Consider the following 15,929-nt stretch of genomic DNA (forward strand, 5'->3'; position numbering starts at 1 on the left):
TTATTTGATGCCGTTGTTGGTCATCTGGCTCAGTAGCTCGCGGGCCACTTCTTCAGCTGCCTTTTTCAAAGCGTTGGTTTGCGCCTCTTCTTCGGTGGGGCCGAGACCGGCGGCCTGGATCGGACCGACTTCGGCCTTGGTTTCCGGGATGGCGTCGCTGGCATCCAGCAGTTTGCCGGTTGCGGCGACCGATACCCGGAACATGCCGGTGGCCGGATCGGTGTCGGCCAGGCGCACGTCCAGCGTGCCGTAGGCGATGTAGGGCACCTTGGCGTTCTGCAGGCCGGCGGCGACGTCGCGCTCGGTCTTGGGCTGCAGGTCATTGCCGGACTTGAAGTCGGCTTCGACGTTCTTGATCTTCAGCAGGCCCTTGCTGTACGGCTCCAGATAGGCGGCGTCCACCACCTTGAAGCCGGCGCCGGCGAATACGCCGTTGAACACGCTTTTCAGGTAGTTGCTGGGGAAGATGGCGTAGGTCTTCTTGGTGGCTTTGCGGGTGGTGCTGCCGCCGGTTTCGGCGGATTCGCGGTATTGCGCGCCGCCGCGGCCTGCCTTGCCCTGGGCTTTCACTTCCACCGACTGGTATTCGCGATCATCGAAACGCTGCGAGGAGTCTGTCTGGCGCGAGACGAAGATGAAGGTCAGCTTGGATTTCTGGCCGTTGTTGGCTTGGGCGACTCCCGACGACGCCTTCACCGCGTTATTCAGTTGCGAGACATTGAGGGTGGCGCGGATGGTGACGGTGTACTGGCCCATGTCCGGACGGTCTTCTTCATTCAGGATGGTGCTGTCCAGGATGTAGCGGTCCGGGTCGGCCTTCACTTTCTCGCGGATGGCGTCCAGGTTTTGCGACTGGGCATCGCCGGCTTCGGCGTAGTACTTATCGATGGCTTTCAACTGGGCCTGCAGCAGCGCTTGCGCCCGCACTTCGGGGGTGACTTTCCGGCCGAACAGCGAGGATTCGTATTTGACGGTAGCTTGGCCTTTCGCAGTGGCGGTGGCGGCTAGCGCCTGCCCGCCGCACAGCAGCATGAGGGCGATGAGAAGGAAGCGGATCATTGACAGGCTTTCAATAATTGTTGAGTGGTGGTGATCTGTTTGTCGATGTCGGGGGCGTTGGTCGCGGACTTCAGCCAGTCGCTGCGATTGCCCGCCAGATTGTCGGCCAGCTTGGCGAACAGGCCCTTGATCGCGTCGTGATAGGCCGGATAGTCGTCGATATTGTCCTGGCTGGCTGGAACCAGCTTGACTTCGCCGTTCTTGAAGTCGGCGTCGAGATAGCTTTTGCCGGAAACCGGCTCCTGGATGTTGACGTGGGCATAGGCACCGTAGATGTAGCTGCTGCCCGCGCTGGCCTCGCCGCTCTTGATGCGGCGGAATTTCGGAATGTCGAGGGCGATGCTGTAATCGGCTTCGGGCAGCTTGAGCATGAAGACTTCGCCGTCGGAGATGCGCATGGACATGACATTGCCGATGGCATAGCCCTTGCTGTACGGCAGCAGCGGCACGCCAGTCTTGCTGGACAGGTTTTCCGCGAACAGATCGGCGGCCCAGGCCTCGGCTGTGCCCGGAATCCGGGTCAACTCGGCCGGCAGTGCCTTGCGCGCCTCGTCACCGATGTTCACCTTGGCAACTTGCAGAAAACGCGGCACATGTTCCGGAATGCTGGCGTCGCGCATGATGTCAGCGAAACGCTGGATGATGCCCGGCTTGCCCTGGTCGCCGTAGTACAGCGAGGCAAAGCGCTGCTGCATCTCCTGCGGGCTGGGGTCATGGTCGACCAAGTCCAGATAGGTGAAGCTGAATGGATAGGCGCGCAGCACGGTCATGTTCTTGAAGTCGAAGAACATCGCCTGGGCTCGGACCTGGGTCATCAGCTTGGCTACGCCGTCGAAGCGTTCTTTGGATACGGTTTCACCGGTGATCAGCAGGGTGGCTACCACCGCCTGATCCTGTCCTTTCAGCGTGGTCAGCCCGTTCCGGTTCAATTCGAAATGCTGCGGTTTGTCCTGCGCTAGCTTGGCCGCCAACTGCTGATTGAGCGGCTTGCCTTGCGTCGCCAATGTTTTTTCCAGCAACAGGCTGTATGGGAAGCGGGCCGGGATGGATTTGCTGTCGCCGGAATAGGATAGCCCGGCGAAAGTGACCGTAGCGGCATCGCCGAGAACCGGCGCCAGCAGCAGACAGGCCGTCAACAATAGAGAGCGGAGTGAGGTGTGCACAGAGAGGTGTTTCCTTGGGTTTGATCGCGGCAGGCGGGGCCTGACCGCGCGCATGGCCAATACATTCAATATGTTGAGATTATACTATTAGGATAGAATTTTTGAATATTGTAAATATTTTGAAACTAGTATTGTCATGAACTGGGGCAAGGTGAAGGGATGTCAGCTGCGGGGAGGGGAAATAAGAAAGCGGCTCCGCTGTGGGAGCCGCTGTAGCGGGTACCGCCGCGAGGCGGACCTAGAAGCTCAGGCCGGCGCCCAGATAGGCGCCGTCGGCCAGCCGGCGGCTGCGGCTGTCGTCCTGGCGGCGGATGTCGAAATAGCGGTAGCCGGCTTCCACGCTGACCGGGCCGAGCACATTCCAGCGCACGCCGGCGGAATAGTCGCTGACGCGGTTGACGCTGCCGCTGGCGAAACTGTCGGGCGCGTAATAGGCCTGGCCGAACAGATTGATCTTGGGCGCGATCTCGAAATTGGCGCGGCCGCCCACCAGCGCGGCGGTGGCGGAGCCGCTGTCCGGCGACAGCGCCATCAGCTTGCCGCCAGCGGCCACCGTCAGCGGGCCCAGCGGCAGCGCGAACTCCAGGCCGGCGCCGCCGGCGCCGCCTTTGTGGTCATCGTGCAGATAGTCCAGATTGAGGCCCAGGCCCAGGCCGTTGGGGGTGCGGGCGAATTGCTGGGTGCCGTTGCCGGCGCCGAAGATGTAGTCGGCGGCATGGACGCCGCCGGCCAGGCTGGTCAGCGCCAGCGCGAAAGCCAGATGTTTCATTGGTCACATTCCTGGAATTGTTTAAGCAGTAACAGATAGTGACCAATTGCTAAAAAACAAGTTCAGCTCTCCAAATGTTGCTCCAGCGACAGCAGGCGGGCTTTCAGCGCCGCCACCTCCGCCTCCAGCGCGGCGACGCGGCCGGTGAGGCCGACGTCTATCATCTCGCAGGGCGCGGCGGTTTCCGCCAGCTGCGGCTCGCCGCACAGCAGGTGGCACCAGCGCGCCTCGCGTTCGCCGGGCTGGCGCTCCAGCTTCTGCACCAGCGGCGGGTATTTGTCGGCCAGCGCCGCCAGGGCGGTTTCCACTTCGTCCACGCCGGAGAAGCCGTAGATGCGGCCGGAGCGGGTGCGGATCTCGGCGCCGGTCTGCGGGCCGCGCAGCATCAGCAAGGCCAATGCCGCCTGCCTGGCGCCGTCGATATTCCACTCGTAGCTGAGGCGGTGCTCGTACTTGGCGACGCGGCTGCCGGCCGGCAGCCTCTCGCCCACCAGCCGTTTGGCGATCAGCGCGTCCAGCGCCGCGCTGATGTCGGCGTCGGACAGCTGCATCACCGGTTCGCGGCTGGTCAGCTGGTTGCAGGCGCTGGAGAGGCCGTTCAGCGTCATCGGATAGGCGTCGGGCGTCAGCGCCTGCTTCTCCACCAGCGCGCCCAGCACGCGCACTTCGATCGGGTCCAGTTGGTGCGTGTCCATACATCCTCCACTGCTAGATTCAATACAGACATCATCGCACCAAACCCAGGCCCGGCCCAGCTTTTCAGCCCTGCTCGCGGCGCTCCAGCGCCTCCAGCTGGCGCAGGCGGCGGATCTCGCGCTTGCGGCCGTCGCGCTCCTCCTCATCCAGCGCGCGGTACAGCGACACCGCCATGCCTATCATGATCAGCATGAAGGGCAGCGCGCTGACGATCAGCACCGCCTGCAGGCCCTTCAGGCCGCCGCTCTGCAGCAGGATCAGCGCCACCGCGGCCAGCAGCACGCCCCAGATCAGCTTGACCTTGTGGCTGGGGTTGAGGCTGCCGCCGCTGGTGAACATGCCCAGCACGAAGGTGGCGGAGTCGGCCGAGGTGACGAAGAAGATGATCACCAGCGTCATCGCCAGCAAGGACAGCAGGCGGCCGCCGGGCAAGTGGTCGAACATCACGTAGAGCGCGGTGGAAACGTCGCTCTTCACCGCGCCGACCAGATCGGCGCCGGCGAACAGCTGCAGGTCCAGCGCGGTGCCGCCGAAGGCGGAGAACCAGACGAAGCTGGCCAGCGCAGGCACCAGGAGCACGCCGACGATGAACTCGCGTATGGTGCGGCCGCGCGAGACGCGGGCGATGAACATGCCGACAAACGGCGCCCAGGTCACCCACCAGGCCCAGTAGAACAGCGTCCAGTTGGCCATCCAGGTGCCCTGGCTGAACGGCGACATGCGCAGGCTGGTGCTGGTGAGGTTGCCCAGGTAGTCGCCCAGCGTGGTGGTGAAGGTGTCGAAGATGAAGCCGGTGGGTCCCAGCACCACCACCGCCAGGAACAGCAGGATGGCCAGCAGGATGTTGAGGTTGGACAGCCACTTGATGCCGCGCGACAGGCCGGTCAGCGAGGACAGCAGGAACAGCAGGGTGGCGATCGCCACGATGGACACCGTCAGCAGCGTGGACGGCGCGATGCCGAACAGCATCTTCAACCCGCTCTCGATCTGCAGCGTGCCGAAGCCCAGCGTGGTGGCGACGCCGAACACGGTGGCCAGCACCGCCAGCACGTCGATGGCGGTGCCGATCGGGCCATCGACCTTGTCGCCCAAGAGTGGGCGGAAGGCGGCGCTGATCAGGCCGGGCTGGCCGCGGTTGAACTTGAAGTAGGCCAGCACCAGCGCGGTGAGGCTGTACACCGCCCACGGATGCAGGCCCCAGTGGAAGAAGGCGTGGCGCATCGCGGCGCGCGCGGCGTCGGCCGATTGCGGGGCGACGCCGCTGCTTGCCGGCGTGGCGAAGTGGGAGATCGGCTCGGCCACGCCCCAGAACACCAGGCCTATGCCCATGCCGGCGGAAAACAGCATGGAAAACCAGCTCAGCCGCGAGAATTCCGGCTCCTCATCCTCCTTGCCCAGGCGGATGTGGCCGAAGCGGCCAAAGGCCAGATACAGCGCGAACACCAGGAAGCCGAACACCGACAGCAGATAGAACCAGCCGAAGCGGGAAATGGTGAAGCTCAGCCACTGGCCGGTGGCCGAGGCCATCTGGTCGGGCGCCAGCACGCCCCACAGGGCGAATAATACGGTGAATAACAGCGATAGTCGTAAAACCATCAGGGCTCCTCAGGATGGCGGCGACGCCGAAGCCTCGCGCGAGGCGCGTCGTCGCATAGGGATGGGAAGATTGACGACTCGAGTCGAGCGCCGCTGGCGGGGCCGGTAAAAGCCGTGGCGTCCCGCGCTGCCCGGCAGTTGCGGGCGGATGGCAGACGGACTCAGCCTGTTTGCATGGTCGGTCGTCGAGAAGGCGCGGCGACCGCCGGATTTTAGGCTGTATCCGATTGAATAATTGAATAAAATCAATCAATTGTTTTTTAGATTAACATTATTAGCATTTTCTTGTAAACCTTTGCGGCGCAATTGGCCGGATCGCGGCGGCGCGGCGCGGGCGCTTGACAGCGCCCGGCGGCTTCTCCACCCTGTCGCGTTTCATTGCCAAACCGCCGCGGGGAGCGCGCATGATACGAATCGATATTCTGCTGGTGGAACAAGGGCTTGCCGCGTCGCGCACCGCCGCGCAGAACCTGATCGCCGCCGGCCGCGTCAGCCATCAGGGCGTGGTGGTTGTCAAGCCCAGCCAGAAGTTTCCGCCGCACGCGGAATTCGCGGTGGTGGCCGATGCGGCGGACCGCTATGTGTCGCGCGGCGGCCTGAAGATGCTGGGCGCGCTGAAAGCCGCCGGCCTGAGCGTCGATGGCTGGAGCGCGCTGGATGTCGGCCAGTCCACCGGCGGCTTCAGCGATTGCCTGCTGCAATCCGGCGCGCGCCGGGTGGTGGGGGTGGATGTCGGCCACGACCAGTTGCACCAGCGCTTGCGCGACGACGCGCGGGTGCGCTATTTCGAGGGCGTCAACGCCCGCGCGCTGGACCACGCCGCGCTGCTGGCGGCCAATGATGGCGACGGCTTCGACCTGATGGTGTGCGACGTGTCCTTCATCTCGCTGAGCCTGGTGCTGCCATCGGCGCTGCCGTTGCTCAAGCCGGGCGCACGGTTGCTCTGCCTGGTCAAGCCGCAGTTCGAAGTGGGGCGGGAGGGATTGTCCAAGGGCGGCATCGTCCGCGACGCCAGCCTCTATCCGCTGGTGCAGGACAAGATCAACCGGGTGCTGGCCGAGCAGAACATGCGGGTGCTGGCCTGGTTCGACAGCCCGATCAAGGGCGGCGACGGCAACCACGAGTTCTTCGTGCATGCCGTACGTCGCTGAGCGGGATCACTCCACGCTGATGTCTTCATCTTCCTGGCTGCGCACGATCAGCAACGGGCAGTGGCTGCGGCGCAGCACGTCCTGGGCGAAGCTGCCCATGAACAGGTGGGCAAGGCCGCTGCGGCCGTGGGTGCCCAGCACGATCAGATCGGCCTGCTGCGCGCGGGCATAGCCTATCAGCAGGTCAGCCAAGTCGTGGCCGCCTTCCCAGCTTTTCTCCAGATGGCTGAGCACATTGACGAGGCCGGCGTTGCGCGCCAGTTGCTGCGCGCGCGCCAGCGCCTCCTGGCCCTGTTGCAGCGCCAGGTCGTAGCCGGGGTCGCCGGCGTAGACGCCCAGGCTGTCCACGACCAGATCGCGCAGGCTGGCGATGTGCACCAGCGTCAGCCGGGCGTCGCTGAACTTGGCCAGACGGATGGCCTCGTGCAAGGCTTTGTCGGAGTTGTTGCTGCCGTCTATCGCGGCGATGATGTGGCGGTACATCTGCAGCTCCTTCGAGAAACACCAACTTGGTGGGATGCCTTCAGCATAACCCGGCTTGACTGGCGGCGTCTCGCCGGGAGTGAGCAGGAGTGTTGATCCAGAGCAATCAAGCGAGTGTTGCCCTGCAGTTGGAGACGCATGCAATTGGATTGCCGTGTCGGCAGCCACCATATCCTCTTTGGCCTGTGCCGGCAAAACAGCCTTGGGGCAGGGGCTTTAAGCCGCAGTTTTTTTGATCGGCGGCTTCCTGACGCAAGGCTGTTTTGTCGGGGTTTCTCGGGCCGCAGGGGGCGCCCGGGGTGGTCAGGGGGCTGGCGAGACAGTCCCCTGACCCGTTCGGCGGGCGGAACCGCCGTGGAAATCATCGTCCGCGCAGCGGACTCCATCGCCTTTGCATTGGCGGCTCCAGACGGTTGCCAAACGCCATGCCTGCGATCAGGCCAGCAAGCCCAGATACTGCCGCTCCCAGGTGGTGACCTGGCGGTGGTAGTCGTTCAGCTCCACCTCCTTCACCGCCAGATAGGCGCGGCAGAAGTCGGCGCCGAACAGCGTCTCGCCTATCTGTCCCGCCGCCATCGAGGCGCAGGCGGCGTCCAGCGTGGACGGCAGGCTGGCGGCTTGCTGCTTGAACACATTGCCGTGCGCCGCTTCGTCCGGCGTCAGTCGCTGCTCGATGCCGGCCAGGCCGGCCCCCAGGCTGGCGGCCAGCGCCAGGTAGGGGTTGGCGTCGCAGCCGGGCAGGCGGTTTTCCACCCGCCGCGCCTCCGGGCCGGACACCGGCACCCTGAGGCCGACCGAACGGTTGTCCAGGCCCCAGCTGAGGTTGACCGGCGCCGCCATGCCCTTGACGAAGCGGCGGTAGGAGTTGGGATTGGGGCAGAACAGCGGCATCAGCTCGGGCAGGTAGCGCTGCAGGCCGGCGATGAAGCCGAAGAAGGCCGGGCTGGCTTCGCCGCCTTCCTGGCTGAACACATTGCGGCCATGGCGGTCCACCAGGCTCTGGTGGATGTGCATCGAGCTGCCGGGCTGGCCGGGCAGCGGCTTGGCCATGCATACCGCGCTCAGGCCGTGGCGGTGGGCGATTTCCTTCAGCGCGGTCTTGAACAGGAAGGTGTGGTCGGCCAGTTGCAGCGCGTCGCCGTGCTTGAGGTTGATCTCGAACTGGCTGGGACCCATCTCGTGCACGCAGGTGTCGGTGGCGATGCCCAACAGCTCGCACGCCTGGTACAGCTCGTCGAAAAAGGCCTCCAGTTCGCCCAGCGCGGAAAAGCCGAAAGCGTCGAAGCCGGTTTCGCGCCGGCCGCAGGGCAGCGCCGGCGGCTGGAATGGCTGAGCCGGGTCGCCGTGGGCGGCGAACAGGTAGAACTCCAGTTCCGGCGCCACGATGGGGGTCCAGCCGTGGGCGGCGTAGCGCGCCAGCAGCTGTTTCAGGATGGAGCGCGGCGCCAGCGGCGACAGGCCGCCGTCGTGGTCGACGCAGTCGCAGATCACCAGCGCCCGCGGCGTCTTGGCCCAAGGAACCAGACGCAGGGTGTCATAATCCGGGACGAGCGTGACGTCCGGATCGTGTTCGCCATAGAAGCTGTAATCGGGGAATTCGCCGATACAGCTTTGCAGCGGCACCGCGCGGGCGATGCGCAGCTGCTGGCCCTTGATGAAGGCCGAAGCGGGCAGGGTCTTGCCGCGGGCGAAGCCGTGGACATCGGCGAAGGCGAGTTCCACATCCCTCGCCTTGCTGTGTTGCAGCCATTCGATGCGGCCTGCCGGCATGCGGGCATCAGACATACTTTTCTCCACTGAGCGTGCTGGGTTCCTGTCCGTCCTCAGTATTTTTCTTGCTGTCATGGAGCTTTTGCCCGCATCCATTATGCCAGTCGCAACGGCGACGGCAAGTGCCGCGACGCCTACAGCCGGAAGCGGCCCACCGTCCGGTGCAGATTGGCGGCCTGCTGGTCGATGTCGCGCACCGCCTCCACCGCGTTGCTGACCGAGTTCTGCGTCTCCTCCACCACGCCGGCCACCTGTTCCACATTGCCGGCGATATTGGTGCCGGCCTGGCTTTGCTCGCCCATCGCCACCACCACGTTGTGGACGTTTTCCAGCGCGCTGCTGGCCTGGCGGCTGATGGACTCCAGCGTCTGCGCCGCCTGTTGCACCTGTTCCACGCCGGCCTGCACCGCCGGGCGGATCTGATCCATGTGGCTGGACACGCTGCCGGTTTCGCTGATCACCGCCTGCACGATGTTGCTGATTTCGTCGGTGGCGCTGGCGGTGCGTTCGGCCAGCTTGCGCACCTCGTCGGCCACCACCGCGAAGCCGCGGCCCATTTCGCCGGCGCGCGCGGCCTCGATGGCGGCGTTCAGCGCCAAGAGATTGGTCTGGTTGGCGATGTCGCGTATGGTTTCGGCGATGCTGCTGATGCTGCGGCTGCGCTCGGCCAGCTGCCCCACCATGTCGCTGGCGCTGTGGATCTGGTCGGCGATCTGGCGGATGCCGTCGGCGGCGTTGCCCGCCAGCGTCTTGCCTTCGCCGGCCAGTTGCGCGGTGTCGCGCGCGCCGTTCTCGGTGTCGCGGGTGCTGGCGCTGACGTGGTCTATGCTGACCGACAGTTGTTCGATGGCGGCGGCGGCCGAGGTGGTGGACGAGCTGGCGATGCCGGACACCTCATGCACCTTGTCCATGTCGCTGGACAACTGGCGGCAGGATTGGTTGATGCTCTGGGTGGCCTGGCCTATCTCCTCTATCATCCGCCTGAGCTTGCCCTGCATGTCCTGCATGGCGCCGAGCAGGCTGCCGGAGCCGCCTTTCACCTCTATGGCCAGGCTGAGGTCGCCGTCAGCGATGGCCTTGACCACTTCGGCGGCGTAGCTGGGCTCGCCGCCCAGCGATTTCAGTATCGAGCGCGACATCCAGCCCACCAGCGCGCCCAGCACCACGATGCATAGCACCGCCACCAGCAGCAGCGTGCGCGCCTCGCTCCAGAACAGCTGGTCGATGTCGTCGATGAAGATGCCGGTACCTATGGTCCAGCCCCAGGGGTCGAAGCGGAACACGCCGTTGAGCTTGGGGAATTCTTCCGCGCCGCTGCCGGCGCGCTTGGTCTGGATGGTCAGCACGCCGTAGTGGTCCTGCTGCATCGCCTCCTCGTAGGCCTGCACCGTGGTGCGGCCATCGGGCAGCTTGCTGCCCATGTCCACTTTGCCCACCCGGTCCTTGCTGGGGTGGAACAGCACCAGGTTGTCGCGGTTGCGGCCGAAGAAATAGATGTCTCCCACTTTCAGCGCGGAGAGCGCGGCGATGGCTTGGCGCTGCGCCTCCTGGCGCGGCATGCCCTTGGCCTCCTGTTGCTGGAAGTGGCTGAGGCTGTTCTCCGCCATTTTCAGCAGATGGACGATTTGCTCGCGTTTTTCCTGGTGCAGGGTGGCGCGGGTGGAGAACAGCGCCACGGTGGCGATGCCTAGCAGCGCCAGCAGGCTGGCGGCGATGATGATGATCAGGCGGGTATTCAGCTGCATTTTCAATACTCTGATGGGGTAGGAACAAGCCGCCTGGCAGGCGGCGATGCCCGCTATGACTGCAGCGGCGGGCATCGACTGGATTATGCGTTTCTGTGGTTACAGTCTAGTTCAGAGTAAGAAAATCAAAATTGGAAGTTTCCCTTATGTCAACGTGTTGCCGGCGCGCACGGCAAACGGCCGCTCTGGATGGCGGCGTCGAACAGCCGGTAGTCCGCCTCCACCTGGTCGGCATAGGCCTGGGCGTAGTCGGCCAGCGCCTGGTCGAACTTGTCGCTTTCGCCCAGATAGCCGGCGATTTCGGCGGCGCAGCCGCCCGATTTTGCATGGGCGCGCGCCAGCGTCCAGGCGCAGGCCTGGCCGTAGCTGGCCAGCTCGCCGGCGCTGGCGAAGGTTTCCAGCGCCGGCGCGCCCTTCATGTCGCGCAGCTGGCGCATGTAGAAGTGGCGGTCGTCGGCGCAGTGGGTCCAGCCCAGGAACAGGTCGCTGGTCGCCTGCATCAGGCGTTGGCCGAACACCACCCGCTTGCCCTGGTTGCCGTGCACGCACTCTTGGGTGAAGGCTTCCAGCACCGATGGCCTCGCCTCTTTCAATTGCAGGAACAGCGGCTGGTCGTAGTCGTCCTGCAGCAGCAGCACCAGGCAGCGGGTGCCGACGCTGCCCACCCCCACCACCTTGAAGGCCACGTCCACCAGGCGGAAGCGCTGCAGCAGTTCGCGGCGGTCTTCCTTCAAGGTGGCGATGTAACGGTTCAGCATGCCCTGCACCTTGGCCAGGCTGTCGTCGCCCAGCCAGTCGTCGCAGGCCGCTAGCGGGCCGCCGGCCTGGTCCAGGTGGAAGATCACCGGCGGGTTGTCGCGCAGGCGCAGGCCGCCGTCCTCGTTTTCCGTCATCTTGGGCAGCAGCCGTTCCTGGGTCTGGCTGCGCGCCTTGTCGGCCACTTTCTGCAATTGCTGGCGCGTCGCCTCGTCCGGCGCGTGCGACAGCAGCTCCTCGAAGCCCACCCGGCAATACCACAGTTCCAGCTGGCTCATCTGCGAGAAGGCGTGCAGGCGGCGGCGGTAGGTTTCGGCGAGCCGCAGCACGGTGGCGCGCGCCTCGCCGGCATTGAAGCCGCGGCTGCGCGAGGCCAGCACCAGGCTGACAGCCAGTCGTTTGACGTCCCATTCCCACGGACCGGGATGGGTTTCGTCGAAATCGTTGATGTCGAACACCAATTGCCGCTCCGGCGAGGCGAAGAAGCCGAAGTTCATCAAATGGGCGTCACCGCAGATCTGCAAGCGAAGGCCGCTATCGGGACCGGCGGCCAGATCGGCGGCCTGGATCATCGCCATGCCGCGGAAGAAGGCGAACGGCGAGGCGCGCATGCGGGCGTAGCGCAGCGGTGCCAGCGCCGGCACCCTGCCCTGGGAGGTGGACTCCACCAGCGCCACCACGTCGCGGTCGGCCGCCAGGGGGCAATCGGCCTGGCTGGCGCGGGGACAGCTCTGGCGGCGGGCCTTGCCGTCGGCGTAGTGCTGGTCGTACTTCGGATGGGAGGCTGCTGGCATCGGATGCATCCATGGTTGGGTGGTAAGCCGACAGTGTAAACCGCGGCGGCGTTCCGCGCCGTCTGAGCGCTGTCAAGTTTGTCCACAGCTTGTTCCGGAACTATCCACACTGTGCACAGGTGCTTGTGGATGGTTTTTTTATCCACAGATCGGTCACGAAATGTCACGATTTAAGAGTGGTTTTACACAGAGTTATCCAGTTTTATCCAGACTATCCACAGGGGGGAAGGGTTTTTCCGACTTGTTCACAGCTTCTTGCCGCTGCAGCTGTGGATCAGCCGCTTCCAGGCCGGGCTCAGCGGCAGGCCGTTCAGCTGGATTTGCAACCGGCTGCCATCAGCCTGCGGCAGAATCTCGACCCGGGTGCCGGAGGCGTCGCTGGCCGGATTGCGCATCGCCAGGCTGTGGCTGCCATCGCTGGCGTCGCGCCGTTCGATGAAGTCGTTGGGGATGTGCAATTTTTGCAGGCCCTGCTGCAGGCAATCGGTCAGTTGGGCGGGCGGGCGGGATGAGTCGAGCGCGGGGCCGGTGGTGGCCGCGCGCAGCGGCGTGGTGCAGGCGAGCAAGGGCAGGGACAGGACAAGGGATAGCAACAGGCGGAACTTCGGCATCGGTGTGGCGCTTCTGGCTGAGTGGCGATGCCTTGTTGGTGGCCGGCGGGCGGCCGGGGTTCCGGCTGCCCGCGCGGCAAGATGTTAAGCGATATTACGCGAAGCGTTCGCCCGGCTGCGCGCGGCGCAGGAAGGCCAGCATCCCGGCCACCCGGGCGTCGCCTTCGGCCGGCGACCATTCCGCCAGGTCGGTGGCCGGGATCGGTTGATAAGGGCCGCGCTTCACTTCGAACACCACGCTGCCCGGTTCAAGCGACACCACCGAGTGCCAGGTGTTCGCCGGCGCCTCGAACACGCGCACGCCGCCTTCGCCCAGGCGGTAGCGGGCGACCACGGTTTCGCCCGCGGCATCAAACTCGATCCAGTCCAGCGCGCCGGATAGAACGATCAGCAGTTCCGGGCTGCCCGGATGGCGGTGCGGACGGACATAAGTGTCCGGCTCCATGGCGATGGCCAGGCGCTGGATAACGTCGTCCAGCTCGCTATGGATATTGTGGTGGGCGCGCAGGCGCGGGGCACAGGCGGCCTGGGCGGACAGCGCGGCGAGGTCTTGGTTGTTCAGGGTTTTCATTTTGACAAGGCGGGCGTGAAAGCAAAGCGCGATTATGGCGCGAAACGCCTTGAACGTCTTGTTTCCGAATGCTTATCGATAATCGAGAATATTTTGCGATGACTTGAAATCGATGACCTTGGCATCAATATCTGCTTCCTACCATTTGCTTGCTAATTATCAGGACGCGGCTGATGGCGCTTGTCCGACCGGCCGCCCGAGGCCGGCATCGGAGAAGGCGTCGGACCTGTGCTGATCCCGCGATGGCCGCTGCGGATTTTCGCCGCGATTCACACCAACCGGCCTACCTTCAATGGCTAGCCAAGCCAAGCGGCTGTTGGCCTGGGGCCGGCCAATAAAAAAGAAGAGGAACATTGATGAAAGCAAAGACATCGTTGCTGGTTGCGCTGGCATTGGCGACGCTCGCCAGCACTGCGTCGGCGCAGCCTGCTCCGGCTGCCGCGGATCAGCCGCAGATCCAGGCAGCCGTGCCCGTGATGCCGCAGGCCAATGGTTTCGTCGCGGTAACCGCCCGGCTCAACGGTATCGAAGGACGTTTCTTGCTCGACACCGGAGCGCGCATCACATGCGTCAGCCGTACCCAGGCGGCTCGCTTTGGCCTGGAAAAGGATGGGGAGGTCAGCAAAAGCAATGGATCGGCAGGCGCAACCTCGGTGAAACAAGTCGCCGGCAATCGCCTGGAATGGGGCGGGCAGCCGGCGGCAAGCAAGCTGAAAGTCTATCTGACCGATTTTTCCGCGATCAACCATGGCCTGGCGGAGGATGGCGTGGCGGCTGTGGATGGCGTGATTGGCATGGACGTGCTCCGGACGCAGCATGCGGTGCTCGATTATTCCAGGCGACAGTTGCGATCAGGCAATGCAGCCATGCCATCCGCTGAGTATGAGGTGTTGCCGCTCAATCCGATCGGGGAGGCGCAGTTGACGGTGGAAGGGACGATCAACGGGGTGAGCGGCCGCTTCGTCCTCGACTCTGCCGCGGGGGGCACCTTGTCCACCGACGATGCGCATGCGGCCAAGTTCCACCTGGTCAAACAGCCCGGCAGCGGCAAGGTTGAGGGCATAGGCGGCAGCGTCGACAGCAATATCTATCTGCTGGACCGCCTGCAGCTGGGACCACGATTCGTGATGAGGCAGGAGAAGGTTGCCACCTTTGATCTGGCAGGCATCAACGCCGCGCTCAAGGCTAAGGGGGAGGAAGAGGTGGATGGTTTGCTGGGCGCCGGCGTGTTGAACCGGGGGGAGGCAATTCTGGACATGGGGCAACTGCAGTTGCAGCTTAAATCATCGATGTGATCATGCGGCCGGCGATGTCCGGCGTCCCGCCAGGCGCCGCGGATGCGGGATCGAGGGAAGGTCTGCGGCTTGCTCAGACCTTCCCCGCGAGCAGGATCTGCATTTGCGCCCCTCTTTCCCAATCCCGTCCCAAAGAGGGCCAGGCGCGGGGAGAGGGGCGGCGGGGCAGTTTAAGACGCCGACTTACTGCCGGATCTGCCCATCCCCCAGCACGATCCACTTCTGGCTGGTGAGGCCGGTCAGGCCGACCGGGCCGCGGGCGTGGATCTTGTCGGTGGAGATGCCTATCTCCGCGCCCAGGCCGTATTCGAAGCCGTCGGCGAAACGGGTGGAGGCGTTGACCATCACGCTGGCGGAGTCCACCTCGCGCAGGAAGCGGCGCGCGCGGCCGTAGTCTTCGCTGACGATGGCGTCGGTGTGGTGGCTGCCCCAGTGGTTGATGTGCTCGATGGCTTCGTCGATGTCCTTCACCACCTTCACCGCCAGGATGGGCGCCAGGTATTCGCTGGCCCAGTCATCGTCGGTGGCGGTCTTGACCTGATCGCCCAGGATGGCGCGGGCGCGCTCGCAGCCGCGCAGCTCCACGCTTTTTTCCCAGTAGGCCTCGGCCAGCCGCGGCAGGATGAATTCGGCGAAGGCGGTGTGCACCAGCAGCGTTTCCATGGTGTTGCAGGTGCCGTAGCGGTGGGTCTTGGCGTTCAGCGCGATGCTGAAGGCCTTGTCCGGATTGGCGGTGTCGTCGATGTAGACGTGGCAGTTGCCGTCCAGGTGCTTGATCACCGGCACCCGCGCTTCGCTGCTGATGCGGGCGATCAGGCCCTTGCCGCCGCGCGGCACGATCACGTCTACGTATTCCGGCATGGCGATCAGTTCGCCCACCGCGGCGCGGTCGGTGGTTTCCAGCACCTGCACCGCTTCGGCCGGCAGGCCGGCGGCGTTCAGCCCCTCGTGCACGCAGGCGGCGATGGCCTGGTTGCTGTGGAAGGCTTCCGAGCCGCCGCGCAGTATGGTGGCGTTGCCCGATTTCAGGCACAGGCCGGCGGCGTCGGCGGTAACGTTGGGGCGGGCCTCGTAAATGATGCCGACCACGCCCAGCGGCACCCGCATCTTGCCCAGCTGGATGCCGGACGGGCGGTAGGCCATCTCGCTCACTTCTCCCACCGGGTCGGGCAGCGCGGCGATCTGGCGCAGGCCGTCGGCCATGGCCAGCACGCCATTGGCGGACAGCGTCAGCCGGTCCAGCATCGCCGCGTCCAGGCCGGCCAGGCGCGCGGCGTCGAGGTCCCGCCGGTTGGCGGCCAGCAGTTTGTCCTGATCGCGGACGATGGCGTCGGCGATGGCGATCAGCGCGTCGTTCTTCTGCCTGGTGTCGGCGCGGGCGAGCAGGCGCGAAGCCTTGCGCGCGGCCTTGCCCAACTGCTGCATGTATTCTTTCACGTTCATGACGGATGGCCCTGTTTGCTCTCGTTT

General features: G+C 64.9%; 14 protein-coding genes. 2 read left to right on the forward strand and 12 right to left on the reverse strand.

What is annotated here, in order from left to right:
• From BI347_RS08595 to BI347_RS08615, 5 genes are all read right to left on the reverse strand, one after another.
• A complete protein-coding gene (locus tag BI347_RS08595; RefSeq protein WP_204378021.1) occupies positions 1–1,059 on the reverse strand; it encodes a hypothetical protein in 1,059 nt (352 codons plus the stop codon).
• Complete coding sequence (locus tag BI347_RS08600; protein ID WP_139166896.1) at positions 1,056–2,222, reverse strand: hypothetical protein; 1,167 nt, start codon at positions 2,220–2,222, stop codon at positions 1,056–1,058. Before BI347_RS08600 ends, BI347_RS08595 begins: the two co-directional genes overlap by 4 nt.
• A gap of 238 nt (positions 2,223–2,460) precedes the next feature.
• On the reverse strand, positions 2,461–2,991 hold the full coding sequence (locus BI347_RS08605) for a YfaZ family outer membrane protein (RefSeq protein WP_071115715.1): 531 nt from the start codon (positions 2,989–2,991) through the stop codon (positions 2,461–2,463).
• Positions 2,992–3,053: 62 nt separating this feature from the next.
• A complete protein-coding gene (locus BI347_RS08610) occupies positions 3,054–3,686 on the reverse strand; it encodes a YceH family protein (RefSeq protein WP_071115716.1) in 633 nt (210 codons plus the stop codon).
• 64 nt (positions 3,687–3,750) lie between these two features.
• Positions 3,751–5,283: a glycine betaine uptake BCCT transporter gene (locus BI347_RS08615; protein ID WP_071115717.1), complete on the reverse strand. Its 1,533-nt coding sequence runs from the start codon at positions 5,281–5,283 to the stop codon at positions 3,751–3,753.
• A 404-nt stretch (positions 5,284–5,687) separates the two neighbouring features.
• On the opposite strand from BI347_RS08615, the gene BI347_RS08620 reads away from it, so the two are divergent.
• A complete protein-coding gene (locus BI347_RS08620; RefSeq protein ID WP_071116379.1) occupies positions 5,688–6,434 on the forward strand; it encodes a TlyA family RNA methyltransferase in 747 nt (248 codons plus the stop codon).
• Positions 6,435–6,440: 6 nt separating this feature from the next.
• Here the strand turns inward: BI347_RS08620 and BI347_RS08625 are convergent, their stop codons facing one another.
• The 6 genes from BI347_RS08625 to BI347_RS08650 form a co-directional block, all read right to left on the reverse strand.
• On the reverse strand, positions 6,441–6,917 hold the full coding sequence (locus BI347_RS08625) for a universal stress protein (protein WP_071111978.1): 477 nt from the start codon (positions 6,915–6,917) through the stop codon (positions 6,441–6,443).
• Between the two features lie 435 nt (positions 6,918–7,352).
• A complete protein-coding gene (locus BI347_RS08630) occupies positions 7,353–8,702 on the reverse strand; it encodes a glutamine synthetase family protein (protein WP_071111979.1) in 1,350 nt (449 codons plus the stop codon).
• A gap of 119 nt (positions 8,703–8,821) precedes the next feature.
• Complete coding sequence (locus BI347_RS08635) at positions 8,822–10,432, reverse strand: methyl-accepting chemotaxis protein (RefSeq protein ID WP_071111980.1); 1,611 nt, start codon at positions 10,430–10,432, stop codon at positions 8,822–8,824.
• Positions 10,433–10,581: 149 nt separating this feature from the next.
• Positions 10,582–11,982, reverse strand: coding sequence for a DUF2252 domain-containing protein (locus BI347_RS08640; protein ID WP_071115718.1), 1,401 nt, complete (start codon positions 11,980–11,982; stop codon positions 10,582–10,584).
• Positions 11,983–12,227: 245 nt separating this feature from the next.
• Entirely contained in the window at positions 12,228–12,593 is a 366-nt protein-coding gene (locus BI347_RS08645) for a hypothetical protein (RefSeq protein ID WP_071111982.1), read from the reverse strand.
• A 94-nt stretch (positions 12,594–12,687) separates the two neighbouring features.
• Positions 12,688–13,164 carry a WbuC family cupin fold metalloprotein gene (locus tag BI347_RS08650; protein WP_071111983.1) on the reverse strand — a complete coding sequence of 159 codons (477 nt, stop codon included), beginning with the start codon at positions 13,162–13,164 and terminating at the stop codon, positions 12,688–12,690.
• A gap of 356 nt (positions 13,165–13,520) precedes the next feature.
• On the opposite strand from BI347_RS08650, the gene BI347_RS08655 reads away from it, so the two are divergent.
• A complete protein-coding gene (locus tag BI347_RS08655) occupies positions 13,521–14,459 on the forward strand; it encodes an aspartyl protease family protein (RefSeq protein ID WP_083338774.1) in 939 nt (312 codons plus the stop codon).
• 183 nt (positions 14,460–14,642) lie between these two features.
• On the opposite strand, the gene BI347_RS08660 is transcribed toward BI347_RS08655, so the two are convergent.
• The gene (locus BI347_RS08660) at positions 14,643–15,902 is read right to left on the reverse strand and encodes a glutamate-5-semialdehyde dehydrogenase (RefSeq protein ID WP_071111985.1); all 1,260 of its coding nucleotides are present in this window, start codon (positions 15,900–15,902) and stop codon (positions 14,643–14,645) included.
• Positions 15,903–15,929 lie beyond the last annotated feature (27 nt).

It is taken from the genome of Chromobacterium sphagni (assembly GCF_001855575.1).
Classification (GTDB): Bacteria; Pseudomonadota; Gammaproteobacteria; order Burkholderiales; family Chromobacteriaceae; genus Chromobacterium; species Chromobacterium sphagni.

Coding starts and splice junctions, on each gene's coding strand:
- BI347_RS08595 (WP_204378021.1), bottom strand. CDS start 1,059: ATGATCCGCTTCCTTCTCATCGCCCTCATGCTGCTGTGCGGCGGGCAG.
- BI347_RS08605 (WP_071115715.1), bottom strand. CDS start 2,991: ATGAAACATCTGGCTTTCGCGCTGGCGCTGACCAGCCTGGCCGGCGGC.
- BI347_RS08610 (WP_071115716.1), bottom strand. CDS start 3,686: ATGGACACGCACCAACTGGACCCGATCGAAGTGCGCGTGCTGGGCGCG.
- BI347_RS08615 (WP_071115717.1), bottom strand. CDS start 5,283: ATGGTTTTACGACTATCGCTGTTATTCACCGTATTATTCGCCCTGTGG.
- BI347_RS08620 (WP_071116379.1), top strand. CDS start 5,688: ATGATACGAATCGATATTCTGCTGGTGGAACAAGGGCTTGCCGCGTCG.
- BI347_RS08625 (WP_071111978.1), bottom strand. CDS start 6,917: ATGTACCGCCACATCATCGCCGCGATAGACGGCAGCAACAACTCCGAC.
- BI347_RS08630 (WP_071111979.1), bottom strand. CDS start 8,702: ATGTCTGATGCCCGCATGCCGGCAGGCCGCATCGAATGGCTGCAACAC.
- BI347_RS08635 (WP_071111980.1), bottom strand. CDS start 10,432: ATGCAGCTGAATACCCGCCTGATCATCATCATCGCCGCCAGCCTGCTG.
- BI347_RS08640 (WP_071115718.1), bottom strand. CDS start 11,982: ATGCCAGCAGCCTCCCATCCGAAGTACGACCAGCACTACGCCGACGGC.
- BI347_RS08645 (WP_071111982.1), bottom strand. CDS start 12,593: ATGCCGAAGTTCCGCCTGTTGCTATCCCTTGTCCTGTCCCTGCCCTTG.
- BI347_RS08650 (WP_071111983.1), bottom strand. CDS start 13,164: ATGAAAACCCTGAACAACCAAGACCTCGCCGCGCTGTCCGCCCAGGCC.
- BI347_RS08655 (WP_083338774.1), top strand. CDS start 13,521: ATGAAAGCAAAGACATCGTTGCTGGTTGCGCTGGCATTGGCGACGCTC.
- BI347_RS08660 (WP_071111985.1), bottom strand. CDS start 15,902: ATGAACGTGAAAGAATACATGCAGCAGTTGGGCAAGGCCGCGCGCAAG.